Source organism: Pseudomonas sp. PLB05, from assembly GCF_021106615.1.
GTDB lineage: Bacteria > Pseudomonadota > Gammaproteobacteria > Pseudomonadales > Pseudomonadaceae > Chryseomonas > Chryseomonas benzopyrenica.
Genome location: NZ_JAJOHO010000002.1, coordinates 1270605 through 1286347, shown reverse-complemented (window position 1 = coordinate 1286347; position 15743 = coordinate 1270605). Strand labels below are relative to the sequence as shown.

Here is a 15743-nt window from a genome sequence, read left to right as displayed (position 1 = left end):
CGTTTCACCCAATGGGACTGGAACGTTACTCGATAATCGCCGATCCTTGAAGCACAACACACAATAAAGACCGTCTCGCTCATGGCGTACAGCACAGGCGATTCAGGTCCGATGAGGAACAGGCGTGAAACTCAGCGACATCGCCCAATTGGCCGGCGTATCCCTTACCACCGCCAGCTATGTCATCAATGGCAAGGCGGCGCAAAGGCGCATCAGCGCCGCGACCGTGGCGCGGGTCATGGCCGTGGTGGAGGCCCACGGCTATCAGCCTGATCAGCGCGCCGCCGGCCTGCGCCGCGGGGCGACCCACACCCTGGGCTTTCTGCTGCCCGACCTGGAAAACCCCAGCTACGCTCGTCTGGCCAAACAGCTGGAGCGACGGGCGCGGGCCCGCGGCTACCAATTGCTGATCGCCTGCACCGACGACAATCCCGACAGCGAGCGCCAGCTCATCGCGCTGTTTCGTGCCCGCCGCTGCGACGGCCTGTTCACCGCCAGCAGCCTGGCCGAGGACGACGCGCCCTACAGGCAACTGCAGGAACACAACATCCCGATCATCGCCATCGACCGCCAACTCGATCCCGCGCAGTTCTGCTCGGTGGTCAGCGACGACCACACCGCCGGGCGGCAGTTGGCCGCCACCCTGCTGACCCCGGACACCCATAGCATCGCCCTGATCGGGGCACGTCCGGACCTGGTCATCAGCCGCGAGCGCGCCGCCGGCTTCGCTGCCGCCCTCGCCGATCACCCAGCGCGCCATTGGGAGCGTCATGCCCCCCACTACAGCCGCGACGGCGGTCGCGCCCAGGCGCTGGCCATGATCGAAGAACTCGGCCACTGGCCCGAGGCCCTGCTGACCACCTCCTACGTCCTGCTGCAGGGTGTGCTGGACGTGCTGCGCGATCATCCGCTGGCCGCGGGCGACACCCTGCGCCTGGCTACCTTTGGCGACACCCAGTTGCTCGACTACCTGCCGTTCAAGGTCAACGCCATTTCCCAGCAGCACGAAGTCATCACCGAGCGCGCCCTGGAACTGATGCTGGACGCCCTGGAAAACGACCACTACCTGCCCGGTGTCCAAGCCATCCCGAGGGTCCTCAAACGCCGCCTGTCATGAGCCTGCTGATCGACACCCACAATCACCTGGACTATCCGGGCTTCGACGCCGAACGGGCGGCGCTGCTGGCCGACTGCGCGCGACTCGGCGTGGTGCGCCAGGTACTGATCGGTGTCGAGCGCAGCCAGTGGCCGCAACTCTGGAGGGTTGCAACAGCCCATGACGGCCTCTATGCGGCTCCGGGCCTGCATCCGCTATACCTGCAGCGCCACCAGGAGGCCGATATCGAGGCGCTCAGGGCCTTCTGCCTGGACCATCGGCCAGATCCCCGCCTCTGCGCAATCGGCGAGATCGGTCTGGACTATTTCATCGAGACACCGGACAAGGCGCGCCAGGCCTGGTTCTTCGAACAGCAGGTGCGCTTGGCCATGGAGCTGGAGTTGCCGGTACTGCTGCACGTGCGCCGCGCCCATGCCGATGTGGTCAGGATCCTGAAACGCCTCAAGCCACCCCGGGCCGGCATCGCCCACGCCTTTTCCGGCAGCTTCGAGGAAGCCCGCGAGTATCTGCGTCTGGGCTTCAAGATAGGTCTGGGCGGCGCGCCCACCTGGCCCCAGGCCAGGCGCCTGCAGCGGGTGCTGCCGCAACTGCCCCTGGATGACATCGTGCTGGAGACCGACGCCCCGGACATGCCACCGGCGATGTATCCGGAGGTGCGTAACAGCCCCACCCACCTGCCGGCCATCTGCACGGCCCTGGCACCGCTGTGGCAGGTCTCGCCCGAGACGCTGGCAGCGACCACCACCCGCAATGCCTGCGCGGTGTTCGGCTGGGAGGCGGATCGCCTGCGCTAGGCCTCCTGGCCCTGCAACTCGGCGTGCAGACGCGGCCAGTCGAACGCCGGGCCCGGATCGGTCTTGCGTCCGGGGGCGATGTCACTGTGACCCTGGATACGTTCCGCGGTGATCGCCGGATAGGCGCGTTGCAACGCCCGCGTCAGCCGTCCCAGGGCGCGGTACTGGGCGTCGGTGTAGGCCAGGTCATCCGTACCTTCCAGCTCGATGCCCAGGGAGAAGTCGTTGCAGTTCTCGCGCCCCTCGAAGGAAGAGACGCCGGCATGCCAGGCGCGTTGCTCACAGGACACGAACTGGGTGACCACCCCGTCACGTTCGATGAGAAAGTGCGCCGCCACCTTCAGTTCGGCGATTTCCGCGAAGAAGGGATGGGCCGAGTGATCCAGACAGTTCTGGAAGAAGGCCTGGACGCAGCCGGTGCCGAACTGCCCGGGCGGCAAGCTGATGTTGTGGATCACCAGCAGGGACACCTCCGTCCCGGGCGGTCGTTCGTTATGGTTGGGCGAAGGGCAGAGTCGCGCCTCGCGATACCAGCCCTCGACGAACACCCCGCCCATCAACGGGCCTTGGCCTTGAGCGCGTCGCGCAGGGCATTGGCGTCGCTGAATTCGCGCTGGCTGACGAAGCGGCCATGGTCGAGGGTCACCCAGAGCACCTTGTTGGCATCCCCCGGGAAGCGTGGCACGACGCGCGATTCGCGATCGAGCAGCACCCGGTAGCCGTACTTGCGCATGGCCGGCACGGCGAACATCCGGGTAATGGCCGCCGGCATGCTGCTGATGTCGGCGACATAGGCCACCCGGGTGCCGTCGATATAGTTCGCGGGCTGGTCGCGCATGGCTTCCTTCACCAGCCCCGAGCCACTCATGCTGCGGGCGACCAGCAACACCTGCAGCTGATCGTCGAAGGTATAGGGCCGATCACGCTGATCGAGCAGGGTGAAGGGCGCCACCCGCTCACCCGGTTCGAGCGACAGGGCGGTCAGGGGCAACAGCAGGCACGACAGCAACAACGCCAGAACTCCAGCGCGCATGGCATCCTCTCTTGAACGGTCCATCGAGGCCGCTATCCTGCCCTACCGCTCGGATTGGCACCACCATCGCGTCGAGGAGCCCCATGATCCCGCTCAAAGAACTGCTGGCCCAGGTTCCCCAGTCCGGGGAGGTGCGTTGGATCGGCGTGCGGCCCATCTCGCGCGCACCCATGGTCGAGATCGACGCGGTGGAAGCCCGGCGGGACGCCGGCCTTACCGGCGATCACGCCCGCCCTACCCCACGCAACCAGCGCCAGGTCACCCTCATTCAATGGGAGCATCTGCCGGTGGTGGCCGCATTGATCGGCAAGGCCGTGGCACCCGCCGACCTCCGCCGCAACCTGGCCATCGCCGGAATCAATCTGTTCAGCCTGAAGAACCGGCGCTTTCGCATCGGCCAGGCGGTGCTGGAGACTACCGGCTGGTGCCAACCCTGCGCACGCCTGGAAGAACGTCTGGGCGTGGGCACCTTCCAGGCCATGCGTGGCCATGGCGGTCTCACGGCCCGGGTCCTGGAAAGCGGCATCATCCGCCTGGGCGATCGGGTGGAGGTCCTGGATTGACCCCAGTTTCCCTAGGGTCGAATGGCCGGGCCAGCCCGGTTAAACTAGCGCGACCTCTCGTCGCCGCGCACGTCCTTGCCAGAGCAGATGCAGGCCGCCTCCCTTGAAAGTGACGACTTTTCGCCCATCTTCTCTGCTAGATGACTCGATTCTCGCGCGCTCCGACGACCCCAGATTCCACCGGCCCGGGACTGCGCCCGCTTGCGGCGACGCGCCCGGTCCGGCCAAGGCTTTCCTTCTATAAGAGTGCTCTCCATGACCCATCGCATCGTTATCGTCGGCGGCGGCGCCGGCGGCCTGGAACTGGCTACCCGCCTGGGCCGTAGCCTGGGCAAGCGCGGCCAGGCGCAGATCGTGCTGATCGACGCCAATGCCACCCACCTGTGGAAACCCCTGCTGCACGAGGTGGCCGCCGGCTCCCTCAACTCCACCGAGGACGAGCTGAGCTATGTCGCCCAGGCCAAGTGGAACCATTTCGACTTCCAGCTCGGACGCATGACCGGCCTGGATCGCGAGCGCCGCAAGGTGCAGCTGGCCGCGATCGAGGACGATGGCGCCATCCTGGTTCCGGAGCGGGAGATCGGCTATGACTCCCTGGTGCTGGCCATCGGCAGCACCACCAACGATTTCGGCACCCCGGGCGCCGCGGAAAATTGCATCTTCCTCGATACCCGTGCCCAGGCCGAACGCTTCCACCGCAAGCTGCTGACCCACTATCTGCGTGCCCACGTCAGCGAGCAGCCGGGTGAGTACATCGAGGTGGCCATCGTCGGTGCCGGCGCTACCGGCGTGGAACTGGCGGCCGAGCTGCGCAACGCCGCCGAAGAGCTGCAGGCCTATGGCATGGATCGCATCCGCCCCGAAGACCTGCGTATCACCGTGGTCGAGGCTGGTCCGCGCATCCTGCCGGCGCTGCCCGAACGCATCGCCGGCCAGGCGCACCGCACCTTGGAAAAACTCGGCGTGCGGGTGCTGACCGGCTCGGCGGTGAAGGAAGTCCGCGCCGACGGCCTGCAGACCGCTGGCGAATTCGTCCCGGCCAGTCTCAAGGTCTGGGCTGCCGGTATCCGCGCTCCGGCCTTTCTCAAGGACTTGGCGGGGCTGGAAACCAACCGCATCAACCAGCTGGTGGTCAACTCGACGCTGCAGACTACCCGCGACCCGAATGTTTTCGCGCTCGGCGACTGCGCGGCCTGCCCGCTGGCCCCCGGCGACACCCGTACCGTACCGCCCCGGGCGCAGTCCGCTCACCAGCAGGCCTCGTTGCTGGTCAAGACCTTCAAGGCGCGCCTGGAGGGCAAGCCGCTGCCCGACTACGTCTACAAGGACTATGGCTCGTTGATCTCGCTGTCGCGCTTCAGCGCGGTCGGCAATCTCATGGGCGGCGCCCTGGGTAGCCTGACCCTGGAAGGCTGGCTGGCGCGGACCTTCTACGTCTCGCTCTACCGCATGCACCAGGTCGCCCTCTATGGCCCGCTGCGTGCCCTGGCGCTGTTTGCCGGCGACCACCTGAGACGCAAGACCGAGCCACGCCTGAAGCTGCACTAGGCCCTTGGCTCACGCACAAAAAAGCCGTCCCTTGGGACGGCTTTCTACTGTCGCAGCGACCTCAGGAAGGCGACTGACCCCGCAGGCTGCCGATCACCGAGGTCATGGCCCGGTCGAACAGCAGGGCATCGTCCAGCAGCCGTACCCGGCCTTCCTGGTAATCCAGTGCCAGTTCCTCACGGGTGCGGTCCAGCACCTTCATGCCGGTGCGATTGACGAACACCAGGCGGCCCATGGGGCGAATGACCGCGGCCAGCTTGCAGCGCAGCTTCTGCTCGACGTCGAGGATCTCGAACCAGGCACCCACCGAGAGGGCATCCACCCACTCCAGGGAGTCGTTGGTCAGCCCGGTGATCCGCTCAGCCGCGCGCGGCAGCTCGAAGGGCTCATCGGCAGGCACCGGGGCGGGTACCACGACCGCGGCCTCCACTGCCGCCGCTTCTGCCAACTCGGGACGGGTCTGCTGGAAGGTCTGGACGTGCAGGGATTCGAGTTCGGTGAAGAATTCGGAGGTGGAGAACGGATCGAAGGCCGCGCTGGCCAGGCCTTCCCGCAGTGCCTTGAGCAGCCCGGGCACCATTTCCAGCAAGCGTTGACGTGACGCCACGTCGTGGTGGGGCTGGATGCTCCAGATCAGATCGTCCATGGTCTTGAGCGCCGCCCGCCATTCGCTGGAGTCGTAGCCCTGCTTCAGGCAGGTCAGCAGCAACACTTGGCTCCAGGCTTCGCGCAGGACGCGTTGCACGGCGGCCGGCAGCTGATGTTCCTGCAGGCGCTGGCTCAGGACGTGCTCGACCTGCAGGCGCGCGATCTCGGCCCGTGCCCGGCCCTCCTCGGCATCGCGGGTACGCTGTTCGAGCAATTCGCTGCGACGCTGCTCGTCACTGACATAGGCCATGAAGTCGGCCAGCAGCTCGGCGAAGATCTCCGGATCGTCGACGAAGTCGGACAGCAGGCGCTGCACGATCTGCTCGATCTTCTGATAGAGACCGTCGCGTTGCAGATCGCTCTGCTCGCCCCAGCCCAGGGAAGCGGCGGCGATCTCGTTGAGCAATCGCCGCGCCGGATGGCTGCCGCGACTGAAAAAGGTCTTGTCGAGGACCGCCACCTTGAGCATGGGAATCTGCAACCGGGCGATCAGAGCCTTGAGCGAATCCGGCAGGGTGAGGTCGTCGAGAATGAATTCGAACAGCATCGCCACCAGATTGATGACGTCTTCGTCGACCTGCCCCACCACGCGCTTTCGACCCGAGCGCTCGCTGATGCGGCCCAGGGCCACGCCCAGTTGCGCCTTGAGGTCATAGCCATCCAGGGACTGGCTGGAAATCTGCTGCTGCAGGTGAGAGAGCAGGCGCATGAGGTCGTAGCTGGTGATGACCTGGCCATCGCCGGTGGCGGCACCGTCATCGGCCGCCATGCCGCCACCCAGGGTGGCGCTGCCCGGGGTGCGCAGCTGGGCCAGCAGGCCCTGCAGGGTGCCAAAGAGCTCCTGGCCATCGTCTTCGCCGTTGACGTGGGCCGGGGTGCGCCCGCTATAGCCCTTGGCCGAGCGATTCGGTACCTGCTGGGGAATGGCCTTGAGCTGGGGCAATACCCCGGCATCGACCAATTGCCGATTGGATTCCGCGTACAGCTGACCGAGGCCGTTGAGCACGAAGCGCTCGAACAGCTTGTAGATGATCAGCTTGACCTTGATGTCGGTGTCAAGATCGCGGCAGGCCTCGACGAAGGCCTCGCACAGCCGGCGTGGCCCCAGGGGGTGGGTCGAATCATCCAGCTTGCTGGCCAGCTGGGTGTTGAATCTGATGGTCAGGTGGCTGATGGCCATGGCGTTGTTGCTGAGCGCCTTGGCCACCATGGTGTCCACGGCGACGCTCTCTTCCAGGGCATCGTTCTGCACCAGACTCAGGTCTTCGTAGGAGACGCTGTCCAGACGCATTTCCGGCTTGCTGCCGACCAGATTGTTCAGGGCGGCGAAGCGCTCGAAATACTGCTGGAGAAAGCTGCGCTCGATGCTCTTGCGTCTGAGGCGCAGGTCGCGCATCGCTTCGAAGTAGAGACTTTGTTCCTGGTTGCTGCCGGCCCGATCGGCCATTTCAAACAGCGCATCGTCGGCGTTGTCGAACAGCTGCTGCAAGGAGGCATTGAGTCGCTGAGCGGCGCGATCCCTGACCGGCAAAAGCACAGCAGGCAATCGGGAAGAAGATTCCCCGAGCGCCTTGAAATGAACCACATTTACGTCGTTCTGCACCACCGCCTCCCACAACCGTCCTTGCGTTCGGCTGAATCGCGTTCCACTACAGGAGCATTGAACAACGTTGGCCGCCCTGGCCGCGAGGTGAAACGTTGTCGATGTGCCATTATTTGCTCTGCTAAGGCATCGACCAATCGGCATCTGCACAGTACATGACAGGGTTCACAAGGCACCTGTCGGTCAGCGCCTGCCCATCAAATAATTCAACGTTGTCTATCTCAGATCGTCAACCTCACCTAAAGTTGCCCGCTCGCCTCCTGCAGCCCCTTTTCGGAGTCTTTTCATGTCCAGCGCTACCCTTGCCGATCTCGCCCAGGTCATCACCGATAACGTCGCCGCCGCGCTGCGCGAAGACGTCGGCAGTGGCGACCTTACGGCGGGCTTGATTCCCGCTCACCAACAGGCACGCGCGCGGATCATCACCCGTGAAGCCGCAGTGGTGGCGGGTACGGCCTGGGTCGACGAGGTGTTCCGGGTGCTGGATCCCGCGGTCGAGGTCCGCTGGCAGGTGGCGGACGGCGAACGGGTCGCGCCCGACCAGGTGCTGTTCGAACTCCAGGGCCCAGCCCGTGCCTTGCTCACCGGCGAGCGCAGCGCGCTCAATTTCCTGCAGCTGCTGTCCGGCACCGCCACCCGCTGCCGCCACTATGCCGACCTGGTGCAGGACACCGCCGTACGGCTGCTGGACACCCGCAAGACCCTGCCCGGCCTGCGCCGCGCCCAGAAATACGCGGTCACCTGCGGCGGTTGCTACAACCACCGCATCGGCCTGTTCGACGCCTTCCTGATCAAGGAAAACCACATCGCCGCCTGTGGCGGCATCGCCCAGGCCGTGGCCACCGCCCGGCACCTGGCGCCAGGACGCCCGGTGGAGGTCGAGGTGGAAAGTCTGCAGGAGCTGGAACAAGCCCTGACCGCGGGCGCGGACATCGTCATGCTGGACGAGCTGAGCCTGGCCGACATGCGCACGGCGGTCGCCCTGACCGCTGGCCAAGCCAAGCTGGAAGCCTCGGGCGGCGTCAACCAGGACACCCTGCTCGGCATCGCCCAGACCGGCGTCGACTACATCTCCATCGGCACCCTGACCAAGGACGTCAAGGCCATCGATCTGTCCATGCGCATCCTGGATCGAGTGGGATAGGCAAAGGGCGTCGCGGCGGCTAGACTCCGCAGCCGCGCTTCCTGCGCACCGGCTTCGAGCGGTCCTGACGACCGCTCGCCTCTCGCGACACTCGAACAAGATCGAACCCGTGACCAAAGATCAACTTCGCGCTGAACTGGAACGCCAGGCCCAGCGCTATCAGGATGTCTACGGTGGCGAAATCGTCACCTACGCCGCGCAACCCAAGCCCGATCGCAAACCCTGGAAGAAACGGCCGACCGTGCAGGACGAGGTGTTCGCCTCGGAAGTGCGCAAGATCGCCGATCTCAAGGCCAAGACCAGCGCCGAAGCCGCCGCTCAGGACAGCTGAGTCGCGCCCGTATCCCCACTGTCCGGGGCGTTTATCGCGCTGTCCTCGGTGTCTTGTGGTGCCTGCAGTTGCCGCCACAGCGCCGCGGCGGCACTGAAATCGGCGCCGCCCTCCTCCGCCATGGCCTGCAGGTCATAGCGGGCGAGGCAGCCCTCGCCCAGTCGTGGCGGCGCCGCTGCGGTACCCGGCTCCGCAGGACGCTCGCTGTCAGTCGAAGATGACGGTCTTGTTGCCATGGACCATGACCCGCTCTTGCAGGTGGTATCTCAGGCCGCGGGACAGCACCATCTTCTCGACGTCCTTGCCCAGGCGCACCATGTCCTCGACGTTGTCCCGGTGGCTGACGCGTTCCACGTCCTGCTCGATGATCGGCCCGGCATCCAACTCTTCGGTCACGTAGTGACAGGTGGCGCCGATCAGCTTGACGCCGCGCTGCGCCGCCTGGTGATAGGGCTTGGCACCGACGAAGGACGGCAGGAAGCTGTGATGGATGTTGATCACCTGGTGGGCATAGCGTGCGCAGAGATCCGGCGGCAGGATCTGCATGTAGCGCGCCAGAACCACGGTGTCGGCCTGGTGCAGCTCGATCAGCCGCGACACCTCGTCGAAGGCCGGCTGCTTGTCGGCGGGATCGACCGGCACATGGAAGAAGGGAATGCCGTGCCATTCGACCATGCTGCGCAGGGTGTCGTGGTTGGAGATGACGCAGGGAATCTCGCAATCCAGCTCACCGCTGTGCCAGCGGTGCAGCAGGTCGGCCAGGCAGTGGGATTCGCGACTGGCCATGAGCACCACGCGCTTGCGCTGGGCCGAATCGGTGATTCGCCATTGCATGGAGAATTCCCGCGCAATGGGCGCGAAGGCCTGACTGAAGCCAGCCAGATCGAAGGGCAGTGAATCGGCGCGGATCTCATGGCGCATGAAGAACCAGCCACTCTCCGTATCCGAATGGTGACTCGCTTCGGTAATCCAGCCGTTATAGGTCGCCAGGAAGTTGCTGACCTTGGCCACGATACCTACCCCGTCCGGACAGGCGATCACCAGACGAAACGTTTGCATAGCACAACCTCGAACGAAAAGGGGGCTGCATTCTAGGCGCACTCGCGGGCAGCGTCGAGCGGCGCAAGGGACTGCCGCACATGGCTGTACGGCGACGGTAAAGACTTTGCAAAGGACAAGTAATGGCGGACAAGTTCCACTGTCATCTGGTCGAAAGTTGCACGTCTCCTGGTAACTCCCTTGTTGTGACGACCGCCGCCTTAACTATCGACTTGCCACTCGGACCGTTTACTTATTCCGATAGTCAATCTATGATCGATCCAGACTTTCATCTCTGCATCACTCAGAACAAAGGCCGTTTATGTCGCTCATCAACGAATATCGTCAGACCGAAGAAGCTATCAAGGAACTGCAGGAGCGCCTGAAGTCGCTGCAAGAGGACGACAAACTGCAGCGCGAACTGGAATTCGAAAAGAAACTGCGCGCGCTGATGGGTGAATATCAGAAATCCCTGCGTGACATCATCGGCATTCTTGATACCGAAGCCAAGCCCGCACGCCAGGCGCGCGCTGCTAAGTCCAGCAGCGGCAATACTCCCAAGCGTGCTCGTAAAGTGAAGCAATACAAGAATCCGCATAATGGCGAAGTGATCGAAACCAAGGGTGGCAATCACAAGACTCTGAAAGAGTGGAAAGCCAAGTGGGGTTCGGACGACGTCGAATCCTGGGCAACCCTGCTGGATTGATCAGAAGAAACGCCGGCTAGCCGGCGTTTTTTTCGCCTGTGTGATGCGCGGTTAGCTTGGGCTCCGCCGCTTTAAACCCTGGCGCCGTCTCTGCAGTCTTCACCGTCCCTTCGCGTTGGCAGCCCCTCGAATCACCTTGATCCTGAGCACGGCCCTCTCCTGGCCTGCGCTGCCGCAATAGAGAGCCGGCTGGATTCTGTCCTCGACGTGGTGGTCCAGACTCTTTTTCTGTTAACAAAGGTCTCTGATCGACGCCTGTTATCGCGACTTATGTCACATCGATAACGGGGTTATCCAACTGTTGCATCACGCCCCTGACATGGGCTGACCAGGCCTCGAGAATCGGCACCAGATCAGCAGCGACCTCAAACCGCAGTTGTTCGGTCAAGGTGAGGAACTGCTTGCAGGTCATATGGCCTTGGCCGTCTTCACCCAGCAGTCGCTGCCGACAGAATTGCCGCCAACGGACACCCTCTTCCGCCGTCAGCAACTCGGAAAAGTTGCGCGCTCGATAACGAAAGAACAGCTCGGGATGCCGCTCATCCTGGAACGCCCACGTTCGACTGCCAAGTTGCTCCGCCGGACACTGCTGAACTTGCTCGCAGAGTTGCCGTTCCTGGGCAGAGATGAAGCCGTCGTACAGTCTCAATTCGGCATCCTGTTCTTGCGCTGTAAAGCCGGACGCCTCGGCATAGAGTGCCTGCACCTTGGGTTGCCAGTGCGCACGCTGGTCGAGCAATTGCCGGACGCGCCGCCAGACGGCTGCCAGATCGAACTGCAGGCGCTCCGTATCCACCGGGCGCAGCACGCTGAAGGGCGCCAGAATCGGACACTTGTTGATCTGTACCAGCTTGAGCGGTACCGGTAGTTCACCCTCGGCCAGCGCCTCCCGCCGGGTATAGAGGCGTTCGCGCAGGGCCTCGACGTCCAGTTCCAGCAACGGCTCCGGCGCCAGACCAAGATCACAGACGATCAGCGCATTGCGATTGACCGGATGCCAGGCCAACGGCAGGACGGGGGCCAGAAAGTGCCGCTCGGCGCTGAAGCGCCCAGAGACATGCAACAGGGGTTCGAGCAGACGAATACGCGTCAGCGCTGCCTTTTTCTGACGCTGCGTCCAGACATAGTCGTAGAGCTTGGGCTGCCGCTGCTTGACCAGGCGCGCCAGGGCCAGGGTCGCGCGGACGTCCGCCAGGGCGTCATGGGCCTGGGCATGGTCGATGCCATTGGCGACGGTCAGGCGGTCCAGGCGCAGGGAAACGCGCTGCTCCTCCTGCGGCCAGCTCAGGCTCTCCGGGCGAAAGGCATAGAGCGCCCGGATCAGACCGAGTACATCCCAGCGACTGTTGCCCTGCTGCCATTCGCGGGCATAGGGATCATGAAAGTTGCGGTACAGGCTGTGCCGCACCATTTCGTCGTCGAATCTCAGGTTGTTGTAGCCGACCGTGCAGGTGTTGGGACGCCGCAGCTCCTCGTGCAGGCGCTGGACGAAGTCGCGCTCGCGCAGCCCCAGCCGCTGCAGGGTGGCCGGCAGGATCCCAGTGACCAGGCAGGCCGCCGGATGGGGCAGGACATCTTCGCTCAACCGGCAATGCAGATTGAGCGGCGCCTCGATTTCGTTGAGGTCCAGATCGGTACGCACCCCGGCCACCTGCAGCGGTCGATCCCGCCTTGGATCGATCCCCGTGGTCTCGAAGTCGTACCAGAAGATACTTTGCGTCACACCGCCCTCCCCTAGAATCGGCGCAGTCTAGCATCGTCGTGCGCCTTGCTCCCGAGCGCCCCCACCCGCTAGGCTCTGGCGTCTGTCTACCCGCGTATCTTCTCTTCCCATGCGTTCAGTCGATCGGCTCTCCGCTCGCTCCAGGTGCCGAGGCATCGCCGCACGCCTGGGTGCCGCCATCTGGGCGCTGACCCTGTCGCTGGCCTGCCTGGCCCAACAGGAGCCGCTGTCCTGCCCCCTGCCGCCGCAGGCCGACAGCGGCCCGGCCAGCCTGCGCCTGACTCATCAGGGACTCGACAGCCACACCGCCCGCCAGCTCGCCACCCAGCTCGCCAGCAGCAGCAACGCCGATCCCCAGGCCCTGGCGGTCGCCTACCTGCAGCACTTCGGCAGCCGGGTGCAACGCGGCCAATCCGAGCAACTCGACGAACTACCCGCCGCAGGCGTCAGACTCTGGCTGGCCGGCAACCCACCGCTGGCGGATTCCCAGGCCCAGGCGTTGCTGGACTGGGTCGAAGCGGGCGGCCATCTGGTGGCCGTCGCCGATGACAGCACCCTGGCGCTCAGCGCGACCCTGGGCGTGCGTCCCATGCCGACCCGCGAGCTGGGCGGCGCCGCCCCGCCGATCATGGCGCTGCCACTCTGGCCCAATCTGACCCAGCTCTATCTCGCCGAGGACGATGCCCCCGCCTATCTCGGCTTCGACGACAGTCGCCACCTGTTCGATGTCGGCGACCAGGCGCTGGCCTGGGCCAGCAGCACCAGCGCCACCCATATGCTGATGCTGCCCTGGGGCGATGGCAGCGTGACCCTGCTGTCGGACACCGACCTCTGGAGCAATGCCCACCTCGGCCAGTACGACAATGCCTGGCTGCTGTGGTATCTGACCCAAGGCGCGCCGGTGACCCTGATCGCTCCCGCGCCGCCGATCCCGCTGTGGCTAGCGGCCTTGCAACGCTATGGCCTGGCGCTTCTGCTGGTGACGCTGGCGACGGGACTCTGGCTGAGACGCCGGCAGCGGGATCCGGCACCTCGTCGCGACCCCGAGCGCTGGCCCGAATTGATCGCCATTCTGCAGCGCGACATCCAGCGCGAGCTGCAGCGCCGCCGTCCCGAACTCGCCGACCAGGGCGTGGCCGAGCGCTGGCAGCATCTTGCGCGGCTGAGCGGCCTGAGTACCCGCGCAGTGGGCGAGGCGATGCGCCCCAGCCCGACGCGCCTTTCCGCTCGTGACTTCACCCGTCGCATCGCCCAGCTGCGCCTATTGCGCCTGGCCCTGCGCCCCCCGTTCCCGAGGACTTCCGATGACCGACAGCTCCCCTCCTGACGCCGCTCAAGCGGACCCTGGCGAAACCGGCGTCAAGGCCCGCGCCCTGACCCGGCTGCAGGCCCTGCGGCAGGCGCTGCTCAAGGTGCTGCCGCAGCAGGACGCCGCCGTGGAAGGCCTGCTCGCCACCCTGCTGGCCGGCGGTCATCTGCTGCTGGAAGGGCCGACCGGCGCGGGCAAGACGCTGCTGGCCCGCGCTCTGGCCGCCAGCCTGGACGCCGGCTTCGCCCGACTGCGCTGCCATCCGGCGCTGATGCCTGGCGAGGTGGCGGGCGAAATCGTCATGGACGCCGGCAGCGACAGCGCCCGCCTGCGCCGAGGTCCGCTATTCAATTCCCTGGTGCTGCTCGAAGACCTGCACCGGGCTCCGCCACCGGTCCTCAATCTGCTGGACGACGCCCTGCAAGGTCGCCAGCTAAGCCTGGAAGGCCGCCAGGTGCCGCTGCCCACGCCCTTCATGGTGATCGCCACCCGCAGCCCCGGCAGCGACCTGCCCCTGGCGCTGCGGGATCGCTTCCTGGTGCAGCTGCGGCTCGAGTGGCCGGCGGAAGGCCAGGAACTCGCCGCCCTGCGCCAGGCCGTGCAACAGGGTCACATTGATCCCCTGGAAGCGGCAGCCCTGCGCCCGCTGCTGCAGGCGCGCGATCTGCCAGTCCTGCAGCGGCTGGTGGCAGGGATCCCGGCGGCGGAGCCGATCCTCGACCATGCCGTGCGCTTGATCCGTCTCACCCGGGAGTGGCCGGCCTTCGAGCAGGGCGCCGGGCCGCGCGCCGCCCAGGCCTTGCTACGGCTTGCCCAGGCTCAGGCCTTCCTCCGCGGGGGCGACAGTGTGACGCCCGAGGATGTGCGCTCCCTGCTGCCCGCCGTGTTACGTCCGCGCCTGCGGCTGACGCCGGAGCGCGAATTCGAAGGCGACAGCCTGGACGGCCAGATCCTCAAGCTGCTGGGACAGTGTCCGGCACCGCGCCCATGATCCGGCGCCGCCTGCCGCTGGCGCTGGTCGCCCTGGCGCTGCTGAGCCTGATCCTGGGGGGATTGGCGCCCCTGCGCTGGCAAGGGCTGCCCGCGACCGGCGCCCTGCTGCTCCTGGGGCTGGCCGTCCTCGAATGGCTGAACGCCCGCCGGCTGGGGACCAGGAGGCATCCGTCGCCTTTCGCGCCGGCATCCTGGGCACGCCTGCGGGCGGACACCACCCTGCACCTGCTGATCGCCGACATGGCTACGCCAGGACAAGGAAAAGCCGGCCGGCCCGAAGACCACCACCAGGCGCTGAGCTTCTGGCGGGCCCTGGCAGCCAGTGGCAATGAGGTGCGGCTCTATGGCCTCGATCCCGAACTGCGCCTGCTGGCGGCCGCCACGCCTGATCGCTCCTTCACGCCAGCTGCCCTGCCGGAGCTGACTGCAGATGCGACGGCCGACCTCAAGGCGGCGCTGACACGGCTCTGCCGCCAGGCGCAGCCCGGCAGTGTCCTGGTAGTCATGGCACCGCTCGATGACAGCCTGGTGGCTTGGCTCGCGCGGCTGGAGCTGGCCCGGCGCGGCCTGCAGCTCTGGCTGGTCGACACCGCGCTGCGGCAGATGGCAGAGCCTGGCGACATCCGCACCTGGCGCGATGCCCGCCGTTATGCCGCAGCCTGGCAGACCAGCATTGAAAGCGAGCGAATGGCCGCGCGTCTGGAGCGACGAGGAATTCGCCGGCTGCCCCTCAGCGAAACAGCGGATCTACCCGTTCGCCTGCTGCAGCTGTGGAACGCCGGCGAGCGGAATCAGATCGCCGACTGAGAAAGGCGGCCGAAGGTGAAATAGTGCTGCAGTACGCCGATCAATTCGGCGAATTCGGCTGGCGGTTCGGCAACGCTGAAACCCGAGTCATAGTTGCCCGGCGTCACGTCTTCATGACTCCATTGGCAACGGGCGTCGAAGTCGACGAAGTGCAGCTGGCCGTCCTGGCCTGGAATCTTCAGGCGGAGCTCGAAGTGCGCATTCACCAGCATGGGCAACTGGCTGATCATCAGCAGTCCCTCGCGGGAAATGTTGCCAATGTAGCCCATGGGCTTGTCGGTGAAGCGGTTGAACACCTTCAGATAGTAGGGCAGCTGGTGGCGCTCGATACGACGATTCTGAGTCATGGTGCGATTCATCCTGCACACGGTAAAGCCACGTTACCG

At 65.5% G+C, this 15743-nt stretch carries 17 protein-coding genes; 10 read left to right on the top strand and 7 right to left on the bottom strand.

Going from position 1 to position 15743, the window contains the following annotated elements; translation table 11 throughout:
- Window positions 1-124: 124 nt before the first annotated feature.
- Window positions 125-1117 carry a catabolite repressor/activator gene (gene cra, locus LRS53_RS12605; RefSeq protein ID WP_231356086.1) on the top strand — a complete coding sequence of 331 codons (993 nt, stop codon included), beginning with the start codon at window positions 125-127 and terminating at the stop codon, window positions 1115-1117.
- A complete protein-coding gene (locus LRS53_RS12600) occupies window positions 1114-1911 on the top strand; it encodes a TatD family hydrolase (protein ID WP_231356085.1) in 798 nt (265 codons plus the stop codon). The genes cra and LRS53_RS12600 overlap by 4 nt, the downstream gene beginning before the upstream one ends.
- Here LRS53_RS12600 and ampD read toward each other — a convergent pair.
- Both ampD and LRS53_RS12590 read right to left on the bottom strand, forming a co-directional pair.
- On the bottom strand, window positions 1908-2468 hold the full coding sequence (gene ampD, locus LRS53_RS12595) for a 1,6-anhydro-N-acetylmuramyl-L-alanine amidase AmpD (RefSeq protein ID WP_231356084.1): 561 nt from the start codon (window positions 2466-2468) through the stop codon (window positions 1908-1910). The two genes, LRS53_RS12600 and ampD, sit on opposite strands and share 4 nt — an antisense overlap.
- Window positions 2468-2944 (bottom strand): FAD/FMN-containing dehydrogenase, encoded by a 477-nt coding sequence (locus tag LRS53_RS12590; RefSeq protein WP_231356083.1) that lies wholly within the window; start codon window positions 2942-2944, stop codon window positions 2468-2470. Before LRS53_RS12590 ends, ampD begins: the two co-directional genes overlap by 1 nt.
- An 83-nt stretch (window positions 2945-3027) precedes the next feature.
- On the opposite strand from LRS53_RS12590, the gene LRS53_RS12585 reads away from it, so the two are divergent.
- Together LRS53_RS12585 and LRS53_RS12580 are read left to right on the top strand one after the other, a co-directional pair.
- Window positions 3028-3507, top strand: a complete 480-nt coding sequence (locus LRS53_RS12585; RefSeq protein WP_231356082.1) for an MOSC domain-containing protein — start codon at window positions 3028-3030, stop codon at window positions 3505-3507.
- 255 nt (window positions 3508-3762) lie between these two features.
- On the top strand, window positions 3763-5055 hold the full coding sequence (locus tag LRS53_RS12580; RefSeq protein WP_231356081.1) for an NAD(P)/FAD-dependent oxidoreductase: 1293 nt from the start codon (window positions 3763-3765) through the stop codon (window positions 5053-5055).
- A gap of 61 nt (window positions 5056-5116) precedes the next feature.
- Here LRS53_RS12580 and LRS53_RS12575 read toward each other — a convergent pair whose 3' ends face one another.
- Window positions 5117-7306 (bottom strand): DUF1631 domain-containing protein, encoded by a 2190-nt coding sequence (locus LRS53_RS12575; protein ID WP_231356080.1) that lies wholly within the window; start codon window positions 7304-7306, stop codon window positions 5117-5119.
- A gap of 286 nt (window positions 7307-7592) precedes the next feature.
- Between LRS53_RS12575 and nadC the strand changes: the two genes are divergently transcribed.
- Together nadC and LRS53_RS12565 are read left to right on the top strand one after the other, a co-directional pair.
- Window positions 7593-8450: a carboxylating nicotinate-nucleotide diphosphorylase gene (nadC, locus tag LRS53_RS12570; protein WP_093256284.1), complete on the top strand. Its 858-nt coding sequence runs from the start codon at window positions 7593-7595 to the stop codon at window positions 8448-8450.
- A gap of 109 nt (window positions 8451-8559) precedes the next feature.
- The gene (locus LRS53_RS12565) at window positions 8560-8781 is read left to right on the top strand and encodes a hypothetical protein (protein ID WP_017640681.1); all 222 of its coding nucleotides are present in this window, start codon (window positions 8560-8562) and stop codon (window positions 8779-8781) included.
- Here the strand turns inward: LRS53_RS12565 and LRS53_RS12560 are convergent.
- Both LRS53_RS12560 and purU read right to left on the bottom strand, forming a co-directional pair.
- On the bottom strand, window positions 8769-9017 hold the full coding sequence (locus LRS53_RS12560; RefSeq protein ID WP_093256281.1) for a hypothetical protein: 249 nt from the start codon (window positions 9015-9017) through the stop codon (window positions 8769-8771). The genes LRS53_RS12565 and LRS53_RS12560 overlap by 13 nt on opposite strands.
- Window positions 8989-9840, bottom strand: a complete 852-nt coding sequence (purU, locus tag LRS53_RS12555; RefSeq protein WP_017640683.1) for a formyltetrahydrofolate deformylase — start codon at window positions 9838-9840, stop codon at window positions 8989-8991. The genes LRS53_RS12560 and purU overlap by 29 nt, the downstream gene beginning before the upstream one ends.
- A gap of 301 nt (window positions 9841-10141) precedes the next feature.
- On the opposite strand from purU, the gene mvaT reads away from it, so the two are divergent.
- A complete protein-coding gene (gene mvaT / locus LRS53_RS12550) occupies window positions 10142-10525 on the top strand; it encodes a histone-like nucleoid-structuring protein MvaT (RefSeq protein WP_064307916.1) in 384 nt (127 codons plus the stop codon).
- A gap of 268 nt (window positions 10526-10793) precedes the next feature.
- On the opposite strand, the gene sbcB is transcribed toward mvaT, so the two are convergent.
- Window positions 10794-12248 (bottom strand): exodeoxyribonuclease I, encoded by a 1455-nt coding sequence (gene sbcB / locus LRS53_RS12545; protein ID WP_231356079.1) that lies wholly within the window; start codon window positions 12246-12248, stop codon window positions 10794-10796.
- Between the two features lie 109 nt (window positions 12249-12357).
- On the opposite strand from sbcB, the gene LRS53_RS12540 reads away from it, so the two are divergent.
- From LRS53_RS12540 to LRS53_RS12530, 3 genes are read left to right on the top strand one after another with little or no spacing between them, the layout of a single operon-like run.
- Complete coding sequence (locus tag LRS53_RS12540; RefSeq protein WP_231356078.1) at window positions 12358-13575, top strand: DUF4350 domain-containing protein; 1218 nt, start codon at window positions 12358-12360, stop codon at window positions 13573-13575.
- Window positions 13553-14548: an AAA family ATPase gene (locus tag LRS53_RS12535; protein ID WP_231356077.1), complete on the top strand. Its 996-nt coding sequence runs from the start codon at window positions 13553-13555 to the stop codon at window positions 14546-14548. Before LRS53_RS12540 ends, LRS53_RS12535 begins: the two co-directional genes overlap by 23 nt.
- A complete protein-coding gene (locus LRS53_RS12530) occupies window positions 14545-15357 on the top strand; it encodes a hypothetical protein (protein ID WP_231356076.1) in 813 nt (270 codons plus the stop codon). Before LRS53_RS12535 ends, LRS53_RS12530 begins: the two co-directional genes overlap by 4 nt.
- On the opposite strand, the gene LRS53_RS12525 is transcribed toward LRS53_RS12530, so the two are convergent.
- The gene (locus LRS53_RS12525; RefSeq protein ID WP_093256327.1) at window positions 15342-15704 is read right to left on the bottom strand and encodes a PilZ domain-containing protein; all 363 of its coding nucleotides are present in this window, start codon (window positions 15702-15704) and stop codon (window positions 15342-15344) included. The two genes, LRS53_RS12530 and LRS53_RS12525, sit on opposite strands and share 16 nt — an antisense overlap.
- Window positions 15705-15743: the final 39 nt, after the last annotated feature.

Coding starts and splice junctions, on each gene's coding strand:
- purU (WP_017640683.1), bottom strand. CDS start 9,840: ATGCAAACGTTTCGTCTGGTGATCGCCTGTCCGGACGGGGTAGGTATC.
- LRS53_RS12525 (WP_093256327.1), bottom strand. CDS start 15,704: ATGACTCAGAATCGTCGTATCGAGCGCCACCAGCTGCCCTACTATCTG.
- LRS53_RS12600 (WP_231356085.1), top strand. CDS start 1,114: ATGAGCCTGCTGATCGACACCCACAATCACCTGGACTATCCGGGCTTC.
- LRS53_RS12530 (WP_231356076.1), top strand. CDS start 14,545: ATGATCCGGCGCCGCCTGCCGCTGGCGCTGGTCGCCCTGGCGCTGCTG.
- LRS53_RS12580 (WP_231356081.1), top strand. CDS start 3,763: ATGACCCATCGCATCGTTATCGTCGGCGGCGGCGCCGGCGGCCTGGAA.
- ampD (WP_231356084.1), bottom strand. CDS start 2,468: ATGGGCGGGGTGTTCGTCGAGGGCTGGTATCGCGAGGCGCGACTCTGC.
- nadC (WP_093256284.1), top strand. CDS start 7,593: ATGTCCAGCGCTACCCTTGCCGATCTCGCCCAGGTCATCACCGATAAC.
- LRS53_RS12590 (WP_231356083.1), bottom strand. CDS start 2,944: ATGCGCGCTGGAGTTCTGGCGTTGTTGCTGTCGTGCCTGCTGTTGCCC.
- LRS53_RS12540 (WP_231356078.1), top strand. CDS start 12,358: ATGCGTTCAGTCGATCGGCTCTCCGCTCGCTCCAGGTGCCGAGGCATC.
- LRS53_RS12560 (WP_093256281.1), bottom strand. CDS start 9,017: ATGGCAACAAGACCGTCATCTTCGACTGACAGCGAGCGTCCTGCGGAG.
- LRS53_RS12535 (WP_231356077.1), top strand. CDS start 13,553: ATGACCGACAGCTCCCCTCCTGACGCCGCTCAAGCGGACCCTGGCGAA.
- mvaT (WP_064307916.1), top strand. CDS start 10,142: ATGTCGCTCATCAACGAATATCGTCAGACCGAAGAAGCTATCAAGGAA.
- LRS53_RS12585 (WP_231356082.1), top strand. CDS start 3,028: ATGATCCCGCTCAAAGAACTGCTGGCCCAGGTTCCCCAGTCCGGGGAG.